This window comes from Alteromonas sp. LOR (assembly GCF_000753865.1).
Taxonomy (GTDB): domain Bacteria; phylum Pseudomonadota; class Gammaproteobacteria; order Enterobacterales; family Alteromonadaceae; genus Alteromonas.
On record NZ_JQFW01000015.1, the window covers coordinates 330,659 to 350,414 of the forward strand.

The following is a 19,756-nucleotide window of genomic DNA, read 5'->3' on the forward strand; positions in this document are numbered from 1 at the left end:
TCTTATATCTTCTTAGTTTTATCTTTATTTTTGGTGCCCATATAAGCACGTACAATCAATCCTAATCCTAAAGCAATCATAGGTAAACAGAGAAGTTGGCCTTGGCTCAGCCCCATTTGATATAGACCAATGTGTGCATCGGGCTCTCTGAAAAACTCCACAATAAAACGGAAACTGCCATAGCCTAATAAAAACAGTCCGCTGACGGCGCCAACCGGTCGTTTTTTCGCTGAGAAAAGCCATAAAATAATAAACAGCAGTACCCCTTCAAGGGCAAATTCATAAAGCTGAGAAGGGTGACGAGGCACATTGCCAGCGCTGGGGAAAATAACAGCCCACGGCACATCAGTGGTTCTTCCCCATAATTCGGCATTAAGGAAATTTCCAATGCGTCCGGCGCCAAGACCAATAGGAACAAGTGGCGCTACAAAATCGCCAAGTTCCAAGAACGTGGCCTTCATACGCTTGGCCTGCCACGCAAGAGCAGCTAATACACCGATGAGACCGCCATGGAATGACATTCCACCTGCCCAAATTTTAAATAGATAGAGAGGGTCGTCTAGGAACAGATTAAACTGATAGAAGAATACGTAGCCAATACGCCCACCAAGAATAACGCCGACAAAGCTCCAAAACAGCAAGTCGCTTAGCTGATCTCTATTCCAAGGCGTTTGCGATAAACGCTTTTGTGCCAGTAAAAACGCGGCGATAAATCCAACGAGATACATTAAGCCATACCAGCGTACGCTTAGTGGTCCCAAGCTAAAAATAATGGGGTCGATACTGGGGAAAACCAGATAACTGCTCTGTTCCATTTTATTATTCAATTCCTAAAATCATTCTAATACTTACCAGCACTAGCAGGCAGGCTAGCATGGCTTTCAATACGCGAACATTCACTTTTTGGCCGAGTTTAGCACCGATGTTCGCGGTAATCATCGACGTTGTTACAATTCCAGCCATTGCGGGCAAATATACGTAACCTAAGCTGTATTGAGGTACATCGGGCGCATCCCATCCGGTAATGACAAAGCTTGCAGTACCAAACAAGGCAATAACCAGCCCGCATAACGCCGCACAGCCAATGGCTGAACGCACGTTTACCCTAAACCACACCAATGCAGGCACGAGTAAAGCGCCGCCCCCAATACCCATCAAGGCGCTTATCAAACCGGTCCCACTGCCCACCGCGGCAAGAGAAAAACGAGTAGCGGTGTTATCAGACGTCTTCTGTTTGCCGAAGATCATTTGCGCCGCAATCAGTATGACAAGCACCGCAAAGATGTCTTTTAGCAGCTCACCCGATATACGGCTGGCTATCTGCGCGCCCAATATGGCCCCAACGGCAATACCAATGCCGGTGAACAACACGATGTTTTTTTGGATATTGCCCAGCCGGTAGTGTGCAAATGCAGATGACATGCTGGTAAATATAATGGTGGAGAGTGATGTGGCAATTGCCACCGGCATCACTGTCTCTGTCGTCATTCCAAGTGTATGCACCAATAAGTAAGACAACACAGGTACAATGATTAAGCCGCCACCAATGCCCAACATACCCGCTAGCAAGCCCACTATTGCCCCTAATAGTACGCAGCAAATTATGATGATAACGACGGGTTCCATTCAGTGTCCTTCACTTTTTTAACGTTGATGAGGGTAGCATAATTGCCCCCTCCTTGAGCAGGTAAGCCAAAGCCCAATTATGTGACTTCATGGAAAATGATTTTACAGTTGCAGTGCTGCTCTACCTAAGTAGCTGACAATCACAAGACATAGCTGTCGAAACACTCGCTGTAGGCGTGCTAGTGACAAGCATCTTAGCTTTAGGTTTCATAAGGCACAGGTTTCAAAAGGCACAGGTTTCAAAAGCTTAAAGGCCTGCTAGGCGCCCGCGCGAATGAGCCCAGCCAATTCTTTTGTTTCTAGGTATTCATTAATGTGCGTGAATACCTCTTGCTGCGAGGACGACGTTAACGCGAGAGAAAGCAGCTGCTTACACTCTGATAGCGTTACTTTTCGCAACAGCCAATTGATTTTACGTAAATTAAACCCGTTCATACTTAAACGGCGGTACCCCATTCCCATCAGCAATAAAGCACCTGCTGGCTCACCGGCAATTTCTCCACAAATAGTGACCGGCGTTTGACTGGCATTGGCTTTTTGCACTATGTCGTAAAGCGCACCAAGCACCGATGGATGATAGCTATTATACAGGCTTGCTACCCGTGTGTTATTTCTATCAACGGCCAACAGGTATTGGGTAAGATCGTTACTTCCCACTGAGAAAAAGTCGACGTACTTAGCTAGCTGCGGCAACTGATAAAGTACCGACGGCACCTCTAGCATAATGCCCAATTTAGGCCGACTGATCACGTTGTCAGTGCCTGAGGCTTCGTCAGATACCTCTAGAAACGCTTGGTTGATTAACCGCTTTGCTTCAACAACTTCCGATACCGTTGAGATCATGGGCAGCATAATTTGCAAGTTATTAAGCCCAATATTGGCTCGCAGCATGGCACGTATTTGAACTAAGAAAATCTCTGGGTGATCAAGAGTAAGGCGAATGCCCCTCCAACCCAGAAACGGGTTTTCTTCGTTAATTGGAAAGTAAGGCAACGGCTTATCGCCGCCCACATCGAGAGTACGCATGGTAATGGGTAGCTCAGGCGCGGCTTCGAGTATTTGTCGGTATAAGGTAACTTGCTCTTGTTCTGACGGAAAACGCTCGCGAAGCATAAAAGGAATTTCAGTACGATAAAGCCCTACGCCCGCACCTATTTGCCCGGCATCAAGTTCAACCTCTGCAGATAACCCCGCATTAATATACAAAGACATTCTACAGCCATCGATACTTTCACACGGTTTATCGGCTTCAGCCTCAATTTTTTCTGTGATTGCTGACTCTTCTTCAATCAGCTGTATAAAGTCAGCTTTTACCTCGCGTGCTGGCGAAATAATGACTTCACCAGAGTAGCCATCGAGCAAGATTTCTTTATCTTCAAGCAGCGCTGGCGATACGCTCTGACACCCCATTACCGCCGGGACGCCCATGGCTCTGGCTAAAATAGCGGCATGGGAATTATTCGAGCCGCGAACAGAAATAATGCCCTGTAATTTATCTCGAGGGCACTCGGCTAACATGGTAGCTGACACTTCGTCTGCCACTAAAATGCACGGCCCCGCAATGGCTTTTTCCGTTATTTTATGACCGTTTTGCTCTTGAAGAATGTTAACCAGAATTCGGTCTGACAAATCAATAATATCAATGGCCCGCTCCTGCATGTACGGGTCTTCCATCGCGCGAAAGCGAGCAGCATAATCTTCTACCACCATTTTCAGTGAAGAGGCGGCATCCCACCCTTGGCGTATTTTTTCTTCTACTTCGCGGCCAAGACTGTTGGCATCTAAAAGATGGTGATAAAGCTGGAATATTGATTTTACGTCTTCAGGTAGCCCATCATCTAAACGCTGAGAAAGCGTATCGACATGTCCACGGGTTACCTCAACACCTTTTCGATACAGGGCTATTTGCTCGGCCGGCGAGCGAGTTTGCTTTACTACCCAGTTTTTTAAGTTTATTGATTTGTCAGGCGAAAAGCCTGTGCCGATAGCAAGCCCGGGCGAGCCTGCTATACCGCGAACATTCTTTTGCTGAGCAATATTCCCCGCAGTATGGGATAAAGTGAGTGCGCCTCGAATATCTGCATTTGTGATTTCAAGAGCAAGCTGGGCCGCTAGCGTAACTAGGAATGCTTCTTCGTCTTCGCTGAAGCGTCGCAGGTCGGTTTGCTGGAGCGTAATAACGCCAAGCACTCGTCGCTGATTGGTAATTGGTGTGCCGAGAAACGCGTTGTAGTTGTCTTCTTTAACTTCAGGATAGTGCTTAAAGCGAGGGTGGTGCTGCGCATTAGCGATGTTAAGGGGTTCTTCGCGCTGCCCCACTAGGCCAATTAGGCCTTCGGTAAAACCAATGCGAACATTTTCAACCGCGTCTGGATGTAAACCATCAGTGGCTTTGAGAACGAAAACTTTCGCTTCGTTGTCGGCGAGATAGATAGAACAGGAGTCGACATTTAATGTCTGCTTCACCCTGGATGCAAGTCGAAACAACGCGGTATCAAGTGCAGGAATTTGATTCATTTCCTGCACGATACGCTTAAGCGTGGTTAGCATTGCACCTGAGTTACTAGGGGTATTCACCGGTTACTCCTGTTTGTTTACCCACGCCTTCGTTTATCCACGTCTTCGTTTCTTGCCGCGTTTAGTCGAGACGTTGCCCGGACGCTGGGGAGCACGCTGTTGTGCAGACATAACAACAGGAGAAAACTCCTTCATTACTCTGCGATATACATCACGCTTGAACGACACAACATTTCTTATGGGGTACCAATAACTTACCCACCTCCAGTCATCAAATTCTGGGTGACCAGTCTTTAATACGTTTACATCACGATCCTGACAATCGAGTTGCAGTAAAAACCATTTTTGTTTTTGTCCTATACAAACAGGATTACTACCTTGTCGAATTAATCGCTTTGGCAGCTTATATCTAAGCCAATTACGGGTAACACTTAAAATAGTCACGTCTTTAGACGTTAATCCTACTTCTTCGTGCAGCTCGCGGAACATGGCTTGCTCGGCAGTTTCCCCTTCATCAATTCCGCCTTGAGGGAACTGCCATGAATGTTGGCCATAACGTCTTGCCCAAAATATTTGACCCATTTTGTTGCAAATCACTATACCCACATTCGCACGGAATCCATCGGCATCTATCACATAGACTCCCGGGTACGCAATACTGGTAATATGTTTTCATTCTTCCACAAACTATGCTCCAATCATAGTGTTAATATTCAATGACTCAGCTCAACCAAGGAATTTCTGATAACAATGCTGCCTCCTAAGTCGCCGCCTAACACTCCCGACGAATTACTCACTCGATGTCAGGCTATAGCGGGTCTTACCTTAGGTGAACTTGCTCGCATGGCAAATGTCGCTATTCCAGCCAATCTTCAGCGCCATAAAGGCTGGCCAGGAATGCTGATAGAGAAATGGCTAGGGGCAAGTGCAGGCTCTAAACCGCAGCAGGATTTTCCAGAGCTTGGCATTGAGCTAAAAACCATTCCCATTGATGCCGCCTTTGCGCCTCTTGAAACCACGTACGTGTGCTTTGCTCCTTTACTAATGCAGCCGGGCATCACGTGGGAAACCTGTAATGTGCGCAACAAATTGCAGCAAGTTTTGTGGCTTCCTATCGAAGGAGACAGACGAATCCCTCTTGCAGATAGACGGGTCGCCACGGGGTTTTATTGGCGACCTAGCGAAAAAGAAGACGAGATACTTAGGCAAGACTGGGAAGAGTTAACAGAAAAAATAGTCACCGGGCATGTGGAATCGATAACGTCAAAGCAAGGCACGGCACTGCATATACGCCCAAAGGCAGCGAATGGTAGCGTACTCACCGAGGCCAGAGGAGTAGAGGGAGAGAAAATTAAAACTCGACCGCGGGGGTTTTATTTACGCAAAACCTTCACTCACCACATTCTTGCTTCGGCGTTTGGGTACTAGAAGGCCAATTTACGCCGTTAATAGGACAGCGCCTACCGCGCCCCTTATTGTCCGCTGCCGTTTTTGGTTAGATGTTTAACTAAGTAATCGCTTAAGAACTTTTCTGAATTCAAACCTAAGCGTTTCGCTACTGCTGCTACCTTGGTATCGGTTCGCAATAACACCTTCTTGGCGTACTCTAAGCGAAAATGATAAATAAACCGTCTAAAGCTTTTTTTATCAGACACCCGTAACGCAATCGCAAGAGTCGTTGCATCTAACCCCGCCTCCGCACAAAAACGAGCGATAGTGAGCCGCCTAGCCTTATAGGCTTTGCTGTCGATAGTATGACGTTCAGCCTTAGAGATTATACTGCTCATTTCGTAAGGCGTTGCCTTTCCCTCGTCCAAACGCTCATGGTCGAACGGGGATGGCGACGTATTGCGAGCAAACAGTAACGACACCAATATCGATAGCAGTGCCGCTCCCAACATGAGATGGTAATAACTCTCCCACGCCGCAAGCTGAAAAAAGCCAAAGGTGGCTGCAGTTACCAGTAAAATACTCATGAAAGCAATGCCCACCGTAATGCCCATCACGCTGGCAAGACCTGTTACTTTAAATTCGCCAATATCCACCGCTTGCTCAGGTAGGTGTCGGTGGTAGGTTTGCATATGTTCAGTAATCAATATCCCAATTAACAACACGCTAAAGCCTGCTACTAATGGTGCCGCATACGCTGGCCATAACACTAACGGGTCGCCAATGGGTGATGCCATCAACCACCTTTGTTTTTCTGTTGCGGGTATGAGTAATGCCGCTACCTGAAGTAGTGCAGTAATACCCGCAGGCAACCACAGCCGTTTTTTTGCAGAAGGTTGAAGGTACAGCATTGGCTTTATAGCTCGATAACAACACGTAATAGCAATAACGGCGAAAATATCAGACAAACCATACAGCACAGCAAGCTCGTTGAGCCCGCTTATCCTTAACCATTCATCGGTCATAAATAGCGGCCAGCACAATAGCGCTGCCAACAGCCATCCGGCGCCCTTATTTTGCCTTTGCTGGCGTAAAAATAAGCCCAGGCTTAGCAGGTAAATAACCAGCAGCAAAAGTACACAATAATCTTGAATCGAAAAAGTCATCACTATCACCTATCCGTGTGAATTAAAGAAAAAAAGATCTGTGGATTGCACACAGAGAGCTTACTAATGCACGCATTACCAATACACGTCTCGTTGCATTGCTACTTTTCGCGTACGCTCCATAATAATGATAAGCGTAGTCAGTTTCTGCGCCGTCCATTTACGCAACTCATCCTGAGACTCAACATCGGCATCATCGATAGATTTATGTAACATTAATAAGGCGTTTAACTCGTCAATACCAGTGAGTAAATCAAGCCACGGCGCTCTGAAATTGCCCCGCTCTTCTACAAATAAGTCGCCAAGTAAGAAACCACTCCACAGGGTTTGACGAAGCATGACTTCCACCGCGGAATAATTGGCCGGCCCCATGGTTTTATTTAGCGGCATGCTTTGCTGAACAGTCTGCCACCCTTGAGATAACCACCCTTTAGCGTGATCTAGTACTCTATGGTCGTAACCGGTAGAGCGTCCCTGCCAAGGCTTTTGCTGCACCAAACGAATAGCTTCAATTTTAATATCGGTAGCATCGTTATCGAAGAAAAGTTGCTTTGGCTGATGGGCATGCATTAGGCCTGTTTTTCGCCCATGTAAATAACTCACAATGGCAGGATGTTTACTTAGGGTTTTGCTGAACAGACTTTTTTTAGATAGCAAGTAACGAAGGCTTTGCAGGTCGTCCTGCCAGCTCCATTGTTGCGCATAAGCAATAAGCTTTTTGTGCAGGGCTAGCAGTTCTGGGCATTGCAATATTGGCAAATACAGCGATACGCTTTGCAGTAATAAGTGAATGCTTTTCGCTACCTCAGCCAGCATCTTAATAGAGCCGCTTTCGCAAAACACATGTTCGTGATGTTGCCAATGTGATAGGGCTATTTGTACAGCAAGACAGAACGCGTCTTCGGTGGAAGTTGCATCTTCTAGCGCAAGAAAATCGGGTAATGGTCGAATTTTCGCATTGAATCCATGCAGCAACTGATACCCCTGAGCGGCCTTAGACACATCGCTTAGCCGCACTTCCATATTACTGTTTATCAATAGCGCTAGCGTGAAAAGGCTGTCCACATCACCATCGAGCAATTCCAACTCTATCTCGTTAATGGGAGAGCTGTTTTTGTCAGTCATTGCCTCACCGCAATCGAGCACAACCTCTACCCTGCTGCCATCAACCTCAACTTCATAGGCATGGCGAGTGAAGTGCGTACTAAACTGGCGTGAAAGACTGGCATTCTTGCTAGCAACATCCCAGTTTTGCGGCCAAACCGAGGCATCAAACAGACTTAAATCTGGCTTCGGGTTTTGCAAGTCGACGTTATATTCCGAGCGGGTATGAAGCCCTCCACTCACTACGCCGTTAGTTTTTAGGGTTTGTTCGTAGCGACCGTTGTTTCCTCGTACGCGAAATCCCATTTTCTTTTGCTGAAAATCAAATTTCTCAGTGTCGTAGTAGTCGTTTTCCAATCGCATTTCTTTGTGCGAGATTACCGTGACCTGATGCTTGTCAAAAAGCGGGAGTACGCGCTCAGAAAACTGGTGGTGCGCATGTGCACCGGTTACAAATTTCAATTCTATTTCGGACATTGTTTTTTATCGGTCACTTTTTCGGTCATGTTATTTCAAGTTTGGCTTATTTTTGGAAATCTCTGGTTTCCATTATCAGTGGCTCTACTTTTAAAAAACCACGCTACATGGAAACGTTATGCGTTTGAAAATACAGGTATGCAGGTACATCTGAAGATACAACACCTTACCCTTGTCACTACTTTTTGGCAATATTTGCAGGCGGTATTCAACACTCAATGCATGAACAAACTTGCCTTTATGTCAGTCAACCAATACCATCTTTAGGATTTAAACGAGCAATTGGACTTCATATGATTCGAAAGTGGTTAGCCGTAGCCCTCTTCACGTGTTCTTTTCAAGCCTTAGCGCTGCAAGATACCCCTGAATTGGAAGCATCATCATCTCACTACATCAAAGATGATTTGTTCATTTTTATGCATACGGGACCGAGCAGAAATTACCGTATTCTTGGCTCAATAGAGGCAGGGACACCAATAACGGTAGTATCAACAGATAGCGATGCTGAATTTACTGAAATTACCGACGACGATGGTCGCGAGGGATGGGTAGAAAGCAAGTTTGTATCAAATACAATGTCGCGAGCAGAAAAACTACCTATTATCAGCGAGCAATTGGCTGAGAACCAGGCTGAACTGCAAGCATCTCAATCGGACAATGCGCGCCTTCGCCAGCAGTTAAACGATGCTCGCCAGCAAATTTCTCAACTCTCTACAGAGAATGAAGCTCAGGCTAGTGAAATTGTTAACTTGGCCGACAAGGTAGAAAGTGCCAACAAAGATGAGTTGGTCATGTGGTTCACGCGAGGCGGCTTTGTTGCTGGTGGCGGTATTTTATTAGGCGTACTACTCACCTACTTCCCCAAGCGAAAACGTCGCAGTAGTGAATGGATGTAGTTATCTATGCGGACCGGTATTATCTGATATCACGCTTTATGACATAAAAAAGCCAGCTTACGCTGGCTTTTTTGTCTCTTTAGTATGTGCACATAACATGCTGTAGATTAATGATTACTCGTCATCTTCTACCATTGTCATTAACGATGTATTACCACCTGACGCTGTAGTATCGATACTAATAGCTTTTTCCGTTACCAAGCGCTGAATAAGGTTATCGTTATACTCCGCACTGATTACCGGCAAGATTGCCCCTTCTCTTGAAGAGAGCATTGCAGTGATACGAGCTGTACGCTCTGTGCTTGAGTCAACAACCACACCCGATAAGTCTTCGTCCATCAGTAGCGTGTCTAAGTGTGCAAGACGTGCCACCTGGAAAAGCCCTTTAGGCGCGCCAGTGGCTTCAAACTTGTTCTGAATCTCTACGGCTTCTTCATAGAAGATTTTAGACACTACTGACACAACAGGGTTACCTGTTGATAATGCCGTAACGATAGACAGTAACCAGTACTCAAAGGTCACTTCTTTATCGGCGAAACAGACAAGAATTCCGCGCGGCTCCAGGTATAGTCTATTCGACTCGCCCGTTGGCCCCGGTAACTCCTGCGGCTTAGCTAACTTGCGTTCGATGCTGGTTAACTGTTGACGTGCTGTTGCTAACGTTCTGTTCAAATCGTCAGCTAAGTCATCAACAATATCTACTTTAGCAATTTTGGCTAACAGCTGGCGAACCATAGAAATACGGTCGTTTAGTGCAGTATGACGCCACTGAATTTCCACCGCTTTCGCTTTGTCCATCATCACGTGAGCACGCTCTGCAATTTGCTCATCGCCCACAAGAGCTTCATCGGTACCGTCAACATCGTCGATATGCGATGGTTTAGGTGTTGCACGCTCCATAAGTAGACGGGGCAAATAGTTTGGTCCACCTGCTTTTGGACCCGTACCTGACAGACCGCGACCACCGAAAGGCTGTACGCCAACAATGGCTCCAATCATATTGCGGTTAATATAAACGTTACCCGCACGGCTCTTCGCAGCAAGTTCATGGGCACGCTCTTCAATACGCGAGTGAATACCCATGGTGAGTCCGTAGCCAGTGCCGTTGATTTGCTCTAGTACGTTATCTAAGTTTTTAGACTTGAAGCGCACCATATGTACCACAGGGCCAAATACTTCTTTTTCAAGCACGTCGATATTATCAATTTCGTAAAGCGTTGGCGCGAAATACGTTCCGTTTTCAACTCCTGCTGGAATGTCGTTACGATGCAGAATTTTAGCTTTGCCTTCCATATACGACGCGTGATCGGTAAGACTCTTCAGCGCTTTTTCATCAATAACTGGGCCTACGTCGGTAGACAGCTGAGTTGGCTCACCAACGGTAAGCTCTTTCATTGCGCCCACTAACATTTCAGTTAGCTCATCAGCAATATCTTCTTGTACAAATAACACGCGAAGTGCTGAACAGCGTTGACCCGCACTCTGGAAGCCCGAATGAATAACGTCATCAACCACTTGCTCTGGCAGTGCAGTTGAATCTACAATCATGCAGTTCTGACCGCCGGTTTCGGCAATCAGCGGCACCTGCTCACCACCACGTTCGGCAAGCATTTGCGAAATTAATGTACCGGTCTGAGTAGACCCAGTAAACATCACCGCTTTCACTCGCTCATCAGGAAGCAGGGTGTCACCCACTTCTTTTCCTGGCGAGATGATAAGCTTAAGAGCGTCTTCCGGTAGACCTACAGAGTGCATGATATCTACAGCACGCTTAGCAACCATACTGGTTTGCTCGGCCGGCTTAGCAATAACCGTGTTACCGGTTACCAGTGCAGCAGCAACTTGGCCTAAGAAGATGGCCAGAGGGAAGTTCCACGGGCTAATACACAGTACAACACCACGAGGCACTAAACGCTGATCTTCGGCAAGCTCTCTGCCTCTTACCGCGTAATAGCGACAAAAATCTACCGCTTCTCGCACTTCATCAATGCTGTCTTGGGCAACCTTACCCGCTTCGCGCATACAAATAGCGATGAGTTCCGCCATATGACGCTCTAAGGCATCGGCAGTTCTATCTAGTATTTCTGCACGCTCGCTAACGTCTTTTTTCGACCATGCGTCAAACCCAGCGTTGGTGGCATCAAGGGCTTTAACCATGTCGTCAGGCTTAGCGTAATAGTGATAGCCCACGATATCGTTTTTATCTGCTGGACTTACTACCGCTGTGGCGCCCTCAGGCACACCGTCAGTTACTTTGTAATAATCTTTCCAGCGCTCTAGCTCATGCTTAAGTGCGGTGACGGCGTTGGTATCTGTTAAATCCAAACCACGCGAGTTGTCGCGCTCTGGGGCGTATAGACCACGAGGCGTTTTGATGAGTTTGTTGTAGCGCACTTTTAATCGCTGTGTTTTTTCAACCGGGTCTTCTAACAGCGTTTCCACCGGTTTTTCATCGTCGACAATTGCATTTACAAAGGATGAATTAGCGCCGTTTTCTAGAAGTCTGCGCACTAGGTATGCCAACAAGTCTTCATGTTCACCGACTGGAGCGTAAACACGGCACTGTATTTTATCTTCTTTCACAACTTGGTCGTACAAGGTATCGCCCATGCCGTGAAGACACTGGAATTCAAACCCTTCTTTGTCGTCCCCTGCCAGTTCTATAATCACAGACGCAGTGTAGGCGTTGTGCGTTGCAAACTGAGGGTACAAGGTTTCGCGATACTCTAGTAGGCGGTTGGCACAGGCATGATAAGACACGTCTGTTGATGACTTACGTGTAAACACAGGGAACTCTTCTAAGCCCGCCTGCTGTGTCATTTTAATTTCTGTGTCCCAGTACGCGCCTTTTACTAAGCGCACCATTAATGGACGACCCACTTCAAGGGTAAGCTCTCGTAAATGTTCAATAACGTGAATTGCGCGCTTTTGATAAGCCTGTACGGCCAAACCAAACCCTGTCCAGCCGTTTAAATCTTCATCGCGGAAGACGGCTTCAATGATATCCAGTGACAGTTCTAGGCGGTCTGCTTCTTCGGCATCTACAGTAAGGCCAATGTCGTGTTCTTTTGCCATTAAACACAATGCTTTCAAACGCGGAGGAATTTCTTCCATTGCACGTTCGCGGTGAGAAAATTCAAAGCGAGGGTGAATAGCAGATAACTTAACTGAAATGCCAGGTGAACGTTTCGGGCCTCTGCCCTTTGCGGCTTTTCCGATGACTTTTATTGCCTTGACATACGCGTCGTAATAGCCGTCTGAATCGCCCATTGTGCGGGCTGCTTCGCCAAGCATGTCGTATGAATATACGTAGCCTTTCGTTTCTTTCTCTTTCGCTCTTTCTACTGCATCTTCAATGGTTTCGCCCATAACAAACTGACGACCCATTACGCGCATCGCAATGTTCATTGCGCGACGAATTACCGGCTCGCCTAAACGGCCCAGCGTTTTCTTCAATAAGCCGAATTGTTCGGTCTTACGCTTATCTGCGTAGTTCACCATATTACCTGTGAACAATAATCCCCATGCAGATGCGTTAACAAATAGAGAATCTGAGTTCCCTAAATGCGGTGTCCACTGCCCTTTGGACAGTTTGTCACGAATAAGCTCATCTTGTGTGTCTCTATCTGGCACACGCAATAGCGCTTCGGCCAAACACATTAACACCACACCTTCTGAGGTGGAGAGCGAATATTCGTTTAACAGTGCGTCTACACCGCCGTGCCCCTGCTGTTCGCGGCGGATTTGTAGCACCATCTTTCTTGCTCTTTCCCACGCCCTACTTCTCGCGCGAGGATTAACCTCTGCAATAGGTAGTATTTGGTCGACTGCTACCGACTCGCTGATGCGGTAGTAGTCTCTGATACGCTGGCGTAGTGGCGAAGTTGTATGGAGTGTATCGTTTATGAGCATTGCAACCCTTTCGTAGAAATAGCTGTAACAAGAAAAGCGTTTCCGCCGTAAAATATCACCTACGGTTACATGGAAAACGCGAGAAAACAAGTGAAGTCGATACTTCACTTTTTAGCCTATATGGTGTTTAAACTTCACACTGTGCGATGAAGATCAAGGTGACAACCAATTTCGGCGGATAATAGCACATAAAAAAGCGGCACAACGCCCTGTTTACGCTAACTTTAATACAAACTATCGCAGCATATTTGCCACTCAACGTCTTAGCTCAAAAAGACCCACCATTAACGTTTCAGTTTCAATTTAATTACAAATATTAATAGTCTCAAAAAAAGCGACTACACTTATTTATCAGGTGTTAAACACACCGGATAACACAATCATCGCAAGGCAGACGGGACGCCGTGAATACTGTGATAGCAAACGCCAAAAAATAACGTAGAAATGGTATAGGTATTATGTGGTTAAGAAACTTTAGTTTATTTCAGCGGCTTGGAATGATCGTTGCCCTTATTGCACTTTTATTCATTGTTTTAACCGGCATTATTTTAACGAAGCATTACGATGCCCTAAAACAAAAATCCTACGATGAGAATAAGCACTTGGTTGAAGTTGTGCACACCATGCTTAATACCTTTGCCGCAATGGAAACCGATGAGACGGTAGCCAAAGAAAAAGCCCTCGCTGCGGTGAAAGGGCTAAGGTATGACGGCGGCAATTACTTTTGGATCCAAGACTCCACGCCCACCATGGTGATGCACCCGTTAAAACCACAATTAGACGGACGAGACCTTCGCACTTTTAAAGACGGTAACGGCAAAGCATTTTTTGTTGATATGGCTAACAGTGTAAAAGCACAAGGCGATGGTTTTGTCGATTACGTTTGGCCTCTCCCTGGTGAAGATGCGCCCACAGAAAAGATTTCGTATGTGAAGGAATTCAAGCCTTGGGGCTGGACGATTGGGTCAGGTATTTACCTCACACACTTAAATGAAGAATACGCCCATATGCGAAACCTCATGATCGTGTTTTGTATGGTAAGCGTGATTTTGGTGGTGGCCTTGGTGTACATCATAGGCGGTAGCATTGCCAAACCGGTGCAGGAAATTACCGAACGTATGAAAGACATCTCTCAAGGCGAGGGAGATTTAACCCGCATGCTGCCTGAGAGTGGTCAAGACGAGGTCACGCGCCTTGCTCGTTATTTTAATCAGTACACTGATAAAATGCGCCAGTCGCTAATTGGAATTCGCGACAATATTTCACTGCTTAATGAGCAAGCTGAGCTCGTGCAAAACTCCAGTGATAGCAGTAATCAACAAGCCCAAACGCAAAACGAAAATATGATGCAAGTGGCTGCTGCTATGGAAGAAATGACTACCCAAATTAACGATGTAAGCTCAAACACAGACTCCGCTGAAAAAAGCACGAGTAGCGCTAGAAGTAATGTGCAGCACGGCGCCTCGGTGGTGGAAAGTACTGTTGATGATATTCGCTCCCTCACCGCCGATATCGAAAGTGTGTCGACTGTAGTGACTGAACTTGCAGCCCAAACCGAGAACATTGGTGCTGTGCTTGATGTTATTAGAGGCATCGCTGATCAAACCAACTTATTGGCACTTAACGCTGCGATTGAAGCGGCTAGAGCCGGCGAACAAGGCAGAGGCTTTGCTGTTGTGGCCGATGAAGTTCGTACGCTAGCAAGCAGAACTGGGCAAAGTACCGATGAAATTCAAACCATGATTGAGAAATTGCAGCACCATGCGAAAAGTGCGGTAAACGCCGTAACGGTCAGTCAGTCGGCATCATCAAAAACCGTAGAAAGGGCCACACAAGCCAATCAAAGTCTAAAAGAAGCAGACCGATTAATGACGGATATTGCAGATATGAGTAGTGAGATTGCCCGCGCTACCGAACAACAAGCCGAAGCAGCAAACGAAGCGAACATGCGAATAAACGCGTTATCGGGGGCTGCGGACAGTAGTCTTCGCACAGCCGACGAACTGGCGGCATCGAGCCAATCTTTACGTGCCAGCTGTTTGGCAATAATGGAAATAGCCAACCGATTTAAACTGTAATTTTTGCTTTTCGATAACGTAAAGCCTACCTAAATCGCACAGTTGATATGAGCACTTATATATGGAAGTGTGATAGGTAGTGCTTTACACTAACTGAACGAAGCTTTTTCTTCGTCAGCGTAGTGTTATCAAGGAGTGGAATATGAGTAGCAGTAGCAAGGGCAAATCAGTATTGAAATGGATTGCTGTTTTTTTTGTGGTTATTATTGCGGTGTACTTTTTGTTCGCCAACACCATTATAAAAGCAGTATTAGAATCAAAACTTGGTGAATCTTATGGTGCCGAGGTGAATATCGACAGCTTCGATCATTCGCTATTTCCAACCACTGTTTCTCTTAAAGGTATCGCCCTTACCAATCCTACTAAGCCCGCTCGCAATCAAGTATTCGTAGGCGACGCCAATGCCGATGTTGAGCTAGCCCCTTTGCTAAGCGACCAAGTCATTGTTAACAACCTCAATTTACTCAATGTTCAATTTGACACTGAACGTGCTTCCCCTGGTGAAGTATATCGCGTTCCTGAGCGCTCTCTGTCATTTGATGAAATGAAAGCAAAAGCACAAGATGCAGTGCCGTCGGTAGATGAACTTCTTGAGCGCAACCCATTAAAAACAGCTGCAGCTGTGGAAAATGCTCGGGCCGCTTACGACACCTACGGTGAAGCATTAAAGAATGATTACGCGTCGTTGCCTGACAAATCGCGAATTGATTACTACAAAACCCAAATCGCTCAGCTACAAGAAACCGACTACAAAGATCCACAGGCCCTTGTTCAAGCAAAGTCAGCTTTCGACAAATTGAAGGCAGAAATGCAGGCAGATCGGGCTCTTATTTCCGACTTTACCGAAAAAGCCTCGAAAGCGAAAAGCGTCCTTAGCGAAACCGCTAGCGCACTAAAAAATGCACCGCAAGAAGATTATGCCTTACTGAAAGGGGTGATTGCAGGCGACCAAGAAGCATTGTCTCAAGTTACCTACTTTGTATTTGGTGATAAAGCCGCTGAGTACACCGAGTACTTAATGGCTGCCATGCAAATTGTTATGCCGCTTATTCAAGGTGAAGAAAAAAGCGAAGCGCCCGCGGATATTCCATCCATATTGGTAAAAGAAGCGAATGTATCGGTACTGTGGCAAGAAGAATCCATTACAAGTAAATGGAATAACATTACCAACGTACACGATGTGTTCGGTAACCCAACCACCTTTACTATTGAGGCCGCTGGCGAGTTATTGAAATCATTTACCTCAAGCGGTGAGTTTTACATTGATGGTGAGGGTGTAGACGCGAGTCAACAATGGTCTCTTGCCGGCGTAAACATGGCCAACATACCGCTGTCTGGCAATGAGTCGCTTTCTGCAGTGCTAACTTCAGCATTAATGAAGACCGCGGGTTCCATGCAAATTACAGATAACAAGCTGACTGGTTCAGGAACCGTTGATTTACAACAACTTGTTATGCAAGCAACTGGCGAGAGCGACACCACAAAGGTTATCGCCAAGGCTCTGCAATCGCTGTCTAGTCTTAACATGGACATGTTTCTTGAGGGCACATTGTCAAATCCAGACTTTAAAATTAAATCTGACTTAGACAGTCAACTCGCTAACATGGCCCTATCTGAGCTTACCGCGTCACAGCAAGATAAGTTGGATGAGTTAAATCAAAAGCTCAACGCCATGATAGGCAATGAACAGTCGCTGATAAGCGGCGAGCTGGGCGATGTAAGCAGCATGCTTAGCGCTGCTCAAGGTGATAGCGCGGCGATAGAAGAACTTCTTAAGTCTAAGTTGAACAACGTTGTTGAGCAGCAAAAAAACAAATTATTCGACAAATTAAAAGGCAAATTTGGGCAAGATGAGTAAAGCGTCTTTGACTCGACGCTGCTAAGCGGCATAATAAGAAAACGCAGGCGAAGACCTGCGTTTTCTTGCGCTCAATTAACTGTCAGGTGAACGTGTGTTAAAAGGTAAATGGCTTCCCATCGTGCTGTTATTATTTTTTGGACTTCTGCAGTACCGACTTTGGTTCGGTAAAAACAGTATTCCTGATTATTACAGTCGCAAGGCGGAAGTTAAAACACAGGCTCTTCAAAATGCCAACCTCTCTCAACGAAACGCACTGTTAAACGCTGATATTAACGATTTAAAGATTGGCTTAGAAGCAATAGAAGAGCGCGCCAGAAATGAGCTTGGCCTAATTAAACAGGGAGAAACCTTTTACCGAATTCTGCCTGCAGACACGAAATGAATAGAATGACAAAGCCCCGTGTTATCGCGGTTATTCCGGCTGCGGGCGTTGGCAGCAGAATGCAAGCCGACCGCCCAAAACAGTACCTTACCATTGCGGGCAAAACCATATTAGAGCACACCCTTGATGCATTATTAGCTCACTGTGACATTGACCGCGTTGTACTTGCTGTTAGCCCTGATGACACTTACCTTCCTACACTTAAACTAACCAGCAATGAGCGGGTGAGTGTTGTGAAAGGCGGCAAGGAACGAGCAGGCAGCGTGCTAAACGGCATTAAAGCATTACACGATGATGAGTGGGCCCTCGTTCACGATGCAGCCCGTCCCTGTGTGTCACAAGACGATATTTCTGCGCTGCTTAACGTGATAAACGACAGTACCGTGACTGGCGGCATACTTGCTACGCCGGTGCGAGATACAATGAAAAGAGCAGTTTCAAATCAGGAATGCTCCACTAGCCCTGCTAACTCTTCACTTAGCGTGGTGTCTCACACTGAAAGCAGAGCCAATTTGTGGCATGCTTTAACACCACAGCTATTTCCAGCACCCCTTCTGCTTAACGCATTGAAAAAAGGTTTATCCGACGGCGTTGAGATTACAGACGAGGCTTCGGCCATGGAGTATGCGGGATACAAAGTGGGTATGGTCAATGGCAGCCCGGCAAATATTAAGATAACGCACCCGGCTGACCTACCATTAGCAGAATTCTATCTACATCAAAAATTAAAGGCACCTTTTGCATGCGAATAGGACACGGATTTGACGTACACAAATTTGGTGGCGAAGGCCCCATCACCATTGGTGGCGTTAGTATAGAGCACACTCAGGGGCTAGTTGCACATTCCGACGGAGACGTATTACTCCACGCGCTGTGCGATGCCATATTGGGCGCTGCCGCACTTGGCGATATTGGAAAGCACTTTCCAGATACCGATGATGACTATGCTGGGGCAGACAGCAGAGTGCTGCTGAGACACGTTGTAAGTGTAGCGCGAGATAAAGGCTATCTGGTGTCTAATGCCGACATGACCATTGTTGCGCAAACGCCAAAGATGGCACCACACATTGATGAAATGCGTGCACTGATTGCAGAAGACTGTAATGTTGATATTGACGATATTAACGTTAAGGCCACCACCACAGAAAAGCTTGGATATACAGGCAGAAAAGAAGGGATTGCATCACACGCCGTGGTGTTATTACAAAAAGCATGAAACCATTAGATACCGAACACTGGCAGTATTATTTTGCCAAACCCGTCTCTACCGGCATTTTTAAGTTTCAGGCAGATGATTTTCAAGTCGTTGAAGACTTAGGCTACGAGCCATGCGGTGAGGGCGAACATCAGTTCATCTTTATCGAAAAGACTAACACCAATACTGCTTTTGTTGCTGAGCAACTGGCCAAGTTTGTCGAGCTACCGCTTAGACAAATAAGCTACGCAGGTCGCAAAGACAAATACGCCGTCACGCAGCAGTGGTTTGGCATACACGCACCGGGTGTAGAAGATTTTGATTTTAGCGATTGGGATCTGGAAGGGGTAAGAGTGATAAAGCAGTCTCGACACAATAAGAAGCTGCGTACGGGCCAATTAAAGGGCAATCACTTTACCATTACTCTTAGACAAGTAGTGCACCCTGAAGCCATTACAGAGCGTCTCGAAGAAATTGCAACACATGGCGTACCTAACTATTACGGTGAGCAGCGTTTTGGCGTCATGCGCTTAAACGACATGGGTGAAGTACAGCGCGGCGGCAACTTGGTGATGGCCGAACGCATGATTAACGGCGAAACCATACGTCATAGAAACAAGCGCTCTATGGCGTTGTCTGCACTTCGCAGCTGGCTATTTAATGAAGTGCTTTCTCAGCGACTAGAGCATAATGTGTTTGATACTGCCCTTGCTGGTGACGCGCTTGTTTTATCAGGCTCGAATAGCTTTTTTATCAACCGTGACGATAGAGAACAAAGCCAATCTCGTTACGTTGCAAAGGATGTATGCCCCTCAGCCCCACTATGGGGTAAAGGCAAACTTGCCACTGAAGAGGATGCAGCAAATATTGAAAATACCGTAGCGGCAGCTCACCCAGAAGTAACCGATTTTCTAAGCGAATGTGGGTTTGAACAAGAAAGACGTGCCATCAAAATTTGGCCTTCAGACTTAACATGGCAGAGTAAAGGCGATTCGTTTACTATTTCATTCGGTTTGCCTAGCGGGTGTTTTGCAACATCGGTTTTGCGTGAATGTGTAGAAACGCTGTCTCCTATTAACCGAGTATAAAATAAGCGTTTGCCCCTGTCGCAATGCGACCGTCGTGTGATGCATCATCACTAGCGTGGCGAAAA

The 19,756-nt window shown here is 46.4% G+C and carries 15 protein-coding genes; 8 read left to right on the plus strand and 7 right to left on the minus strand.

Annotated elements, in window-relative coordinates; all coding sequences use genetic code 11:
* Positions 1-2 precede the first annotated feature (2 nt).
* The 4 genes from lgt to rppH form a co-directional block, all read right to left on the minus strand.
* The gene (lgt, locus tag JV36_RS0106785; protein ID WP_032095661.1) at positions 3-815 is read right to left on the minus strand and encodes a prolipoprotein diacylglyceryl transferase; all 813 of its coding nucleotides are present in this window, start codon (positions 813-815) and stop codon (positions 3-5) included.
* A 4-nt stretch (positions 816-819) separates the two neighbouring features.
* Entirely contained in the window at positions 820-1,626 is an 807-nt protein-coding gene (locus JV36_RS0106790; protein WP_032095660.1) for a sulfite exporter TauE/SafE family protein, read from the minus strand.
* A 258-nt stretch (positions 1,627-1,884) separates the two neighbouring features.
* Positions 1,885-4,176: a phosphoenolpyruvate--protein phosphotransferase gene (ptsP, locus tag JV36_RS0106795; RefSeq protein ID WP_032095749.1), complete on the minus strand. Its 2,292-nt coding sequence runs from the start codon at positions 4,174-4,176 to the stop codon at positions 1,885-1,887.
* A gap of 60 nt (positions 4,177-4,236) precedes the next feature.
* Positions 4,237-4,779: an RNA pyrophosphohydrolase gene (gene rppH / locus JV36_RS0106800; RefSeq protein ID WP_032095659.1), complete on the minus strand. Its 543-nt coding sequence runs from the start codon at positions 4,777-4,779 to the stop codon at positions 4,237-4,239.
* Between the two features lie 114 nt (positions 4,780-4,893).
* On the opposite strand from rppH, the gene mutH reads away from it, so the two are divergent.
* Positions 4,894-5,571, plus strand: coding sequence for a DNA mismatch repair endonuclease MutH (mutH, locus tag JV36_RS0106805; RefSeq protein WP_032095658.1), 678 nt, complete (start codon positions 4,894-4,896; stop codon positions 5,569-5,571).
* 44 nt (positions 5,572-5,615) lie between these two features.
* Here mutH and JV36_RS0106810 read toward each other — a convergent pair whose 3' ends face one another.
* Both JV36_RS0106810 and JV36_RS0106815 read right to left on the minus strand, forming a co-directional pair.
* Positions 5,616-6,698 (minus strand): helix-turn-helix domain-containing protein, encoded by a 1,083-nt coding sequence (locus JV36_RS0106810; RefSeq protein ID WP_032095657.1) that lies wholly within the window; start codon positions 6,696-6,698, stop codon positions 5,616-5,618.
* Between the two features lie 75 nt (positions 6,699-6,773).
* Positions 6,774-8,279 carry a CYTH domain-containing protein gene (locus JV36_RS0106815; RefSeq protein WP_032095656.1) on the minus strand — a complete coding sequence of 502 codons (1,506 nt, stop codon included), beginning with the start codon at positions 8,277-8,279 and terminating at the stop codon, positions 6,774-6,776.
* A 293-nt stretch (positions 8,280-8,572) separates the two neighbouring features.
* Between JV36_RS0106815 and JV36_RS0106820 the strand changes: the two genes are divergently transcribed.
* A complete protein-coding gene (locus JV36_RS0106820; protein ID WP_032095655.1) occupies positions 8,573-9,175 on the plus strand; it encodes a TIGR04211 family SH3 domain-containing protein in 603 nt (200 codons plus the stop codon).
* Between the two features lie 114 nt (positions 9,176-9,289).
* Here JV36_RS0106820 and putA read toward each other — a convergent pair whose 3' ends face one another.
* Positions 9,290-13,087 (minus strand): bifunctional proline dehydrogenase/L-glutamate gamma-semialdehyde dehydrogenase PutA, encoded by a 3,798-nt coding sequence (gene putA / locus JV36_RS0106825; protein ID WP_032095654.1) that lies wholly within the window; start codon positions 13,085-13,087, stop codon positions 9,290-9,292.
* Between the two features lie 458 nt (positions 13,088-13,545).
* Here putA and JV36_RS0106830 point away from each other — a divergent pair, with 458 nt between their 5' ends.
* The 6 genes from JV36_RS0106830 (at position 13,546) to truD (ending at position 19,691) form a co-directional block, all read left to right on the plus strand.
* Complete coding sequence (locus JV36_RS0106830) at positions 13,546-15,165, plus strand: methyl-accepting chemotaxis protein (protein ID WP_032095653.1); 1,620 nt, start codon at positions 13,546-13,548, stop codon at positions 15,163-15,165.
* Between the two features lie 142 nt (positions 15,166-15,307).
* Complete coding sequence (locus JV36_RS0106835; protein WP_032095652.1) at positions 15,308-17,023, plus strand: TIGR03545 family protein; 1,716 nt, start codon at positions 15,308-15,310, stop codon at positions 17,021-17,023.
* 94 nt (positions 17,024-17,117) lie between these two features.
* Positions 17,118-17,408, plus strand: a complete 291-nt coding sequence (gene ftsB, locus JV36_RS0106840) for a cell division protein FtsB (protein ID WP_032095651.1) — start codon at positions 17,118-17,120, stop codon at positions 17,406-17,408.
* A 5-nt stretch (positions 17,409-17,413) separates the two neighbouring features.
* The gene (ispD, locus tag JV36_RS0106845) at positions 17,414-18,160 is read left to right on the plus strand and encodes a 2-C-methyl-D-erythritol 4-phosphate cytidylyltransferase (RefSeq protein WP_032095748.1); all 747 of its coding nucleotides are present in this window, start codon (positions 17,414-17,416) and stop codon (positions 18,158-18,160) included.
* Positions 18,151-18,624, plus strand: a complete 474-nt coding sequence (ispF, locus tag JV36_RS0106850; RefSeq protein WP_032095650.1) for a 2-C-methyl-D-erythritol 2,4-cyclodiphosphate synthase — start codon at positions 18,151-18,153, stop codon at positions 18,622-18,624. Before ispD ends, ispF begins: the two co-directional genes overlap by 10 nt.
* Complete coding sequence (gene truD / locus JV36_RS0106855) at positions 18,621-19,691, plus strand: tRNA pseudouridine(13) synthase TruD (RefSeq protein ID WP_032095649.1); 1,071 nt, start codon at positions 18,621-18,623, stop codon at positions 19,689-19,691. Before ispF ends, truD begins: the two co-directional genes overlap by 4 nt.
* Positions 19,692-19,756 lie beyond the last annotated feature (65 nt).

Excerpts from the sequence above, each read along its gene's own strand:
- JV36_RS0106790 (WP_032095660.1), bottom strand. The coding sequence starts at position 1,626 with ATGGAACCCGTCGTTATCATCATAATTTGCTGCGTACTATTAGGGGCA.
- ispF (WP_032095650.1), top strand. The coding sequence starts at position 18,151 with ATGCGAATAGGACACGGATTTGACGTACACAAATTTGGTGGCGAAGGC.
- JV36_RS0106815 (WP_032095656.1), bottom strand. The coding sequence starts at position 8,279 with ATGTCCGAAATAGAATTGAAATTTGTAACCGGTGCACATGCGCACCAC.
- lgt (WP_032095661.1), bottom strand. The coding sequence starts at position 815 with ATGGAACAGAGCAGTTATCTGGTTTTCCCCAGTATCGACCCCATTATT.
- ispD (WP_032095748.1), top strand. The coding sequence starts at position 17,414 with ATGACAAAGCCCCGTGTTATCGCGGTTATTCCGGCTGCGGGCGTTGGC.
- JV36_RS0106810 (WP_032095657.1), bottom strand. The coding sequence starts at position 6,698 with ATGACTTTTTCGATTCAAGATTATTGTGTACTTTTGCTGCTGGTTATT.
- putA (WP_032095654.1), bottom strand. The coding sequence starts at position 13,087 with ATGCTCATAAACGATACACTCCATACAACTTCGCCACTACGCCAGCGT.
- JV36_RS0106830 (WP_032095653.1), top strand. The coding sequence starts at position 13,546 with ATGTGGTTAAGAAACTTTAGTTTATTTCAGCGGCTTGGAATGATCGTT.
- mutH (WP_032095658.1), top strand. The coding sequence starts at position 4,894 with ATGCTGCCTCCTAAGTCGCCGCCTAACACTCCCGACGAATTACTCACT.
- ptsP (WP_032095749.1), bottom strand. The coding sequence starts at position 4,176 with ATGCTAACCACGCTTAAGCGTATCGTGCAGGAAATGAATCAAATTCCT.
- JV36_RS0106820 (WP_032095655.1), top strand. The coding sequence starts at position 8,573 with ATGATTCGAAAGTGGTTAGCCGTAGCCCTCTTCACGTGTTCTTTTCAA.
- truD (WP_032095649.1), top strand. The coding sequence starts at position 18,621 with ATGAAACCATTAGATACCGAACACTGGCAGTATTATTTTGCCAAACCC.
- JV36_RS0106835 (WP_032095652.1), top strand. The coding sequence starts at position 15,308 with ATGAGTAGCAGTAGCAAGGGCAAATCAGTATTGAAATGGATTGCTGTT.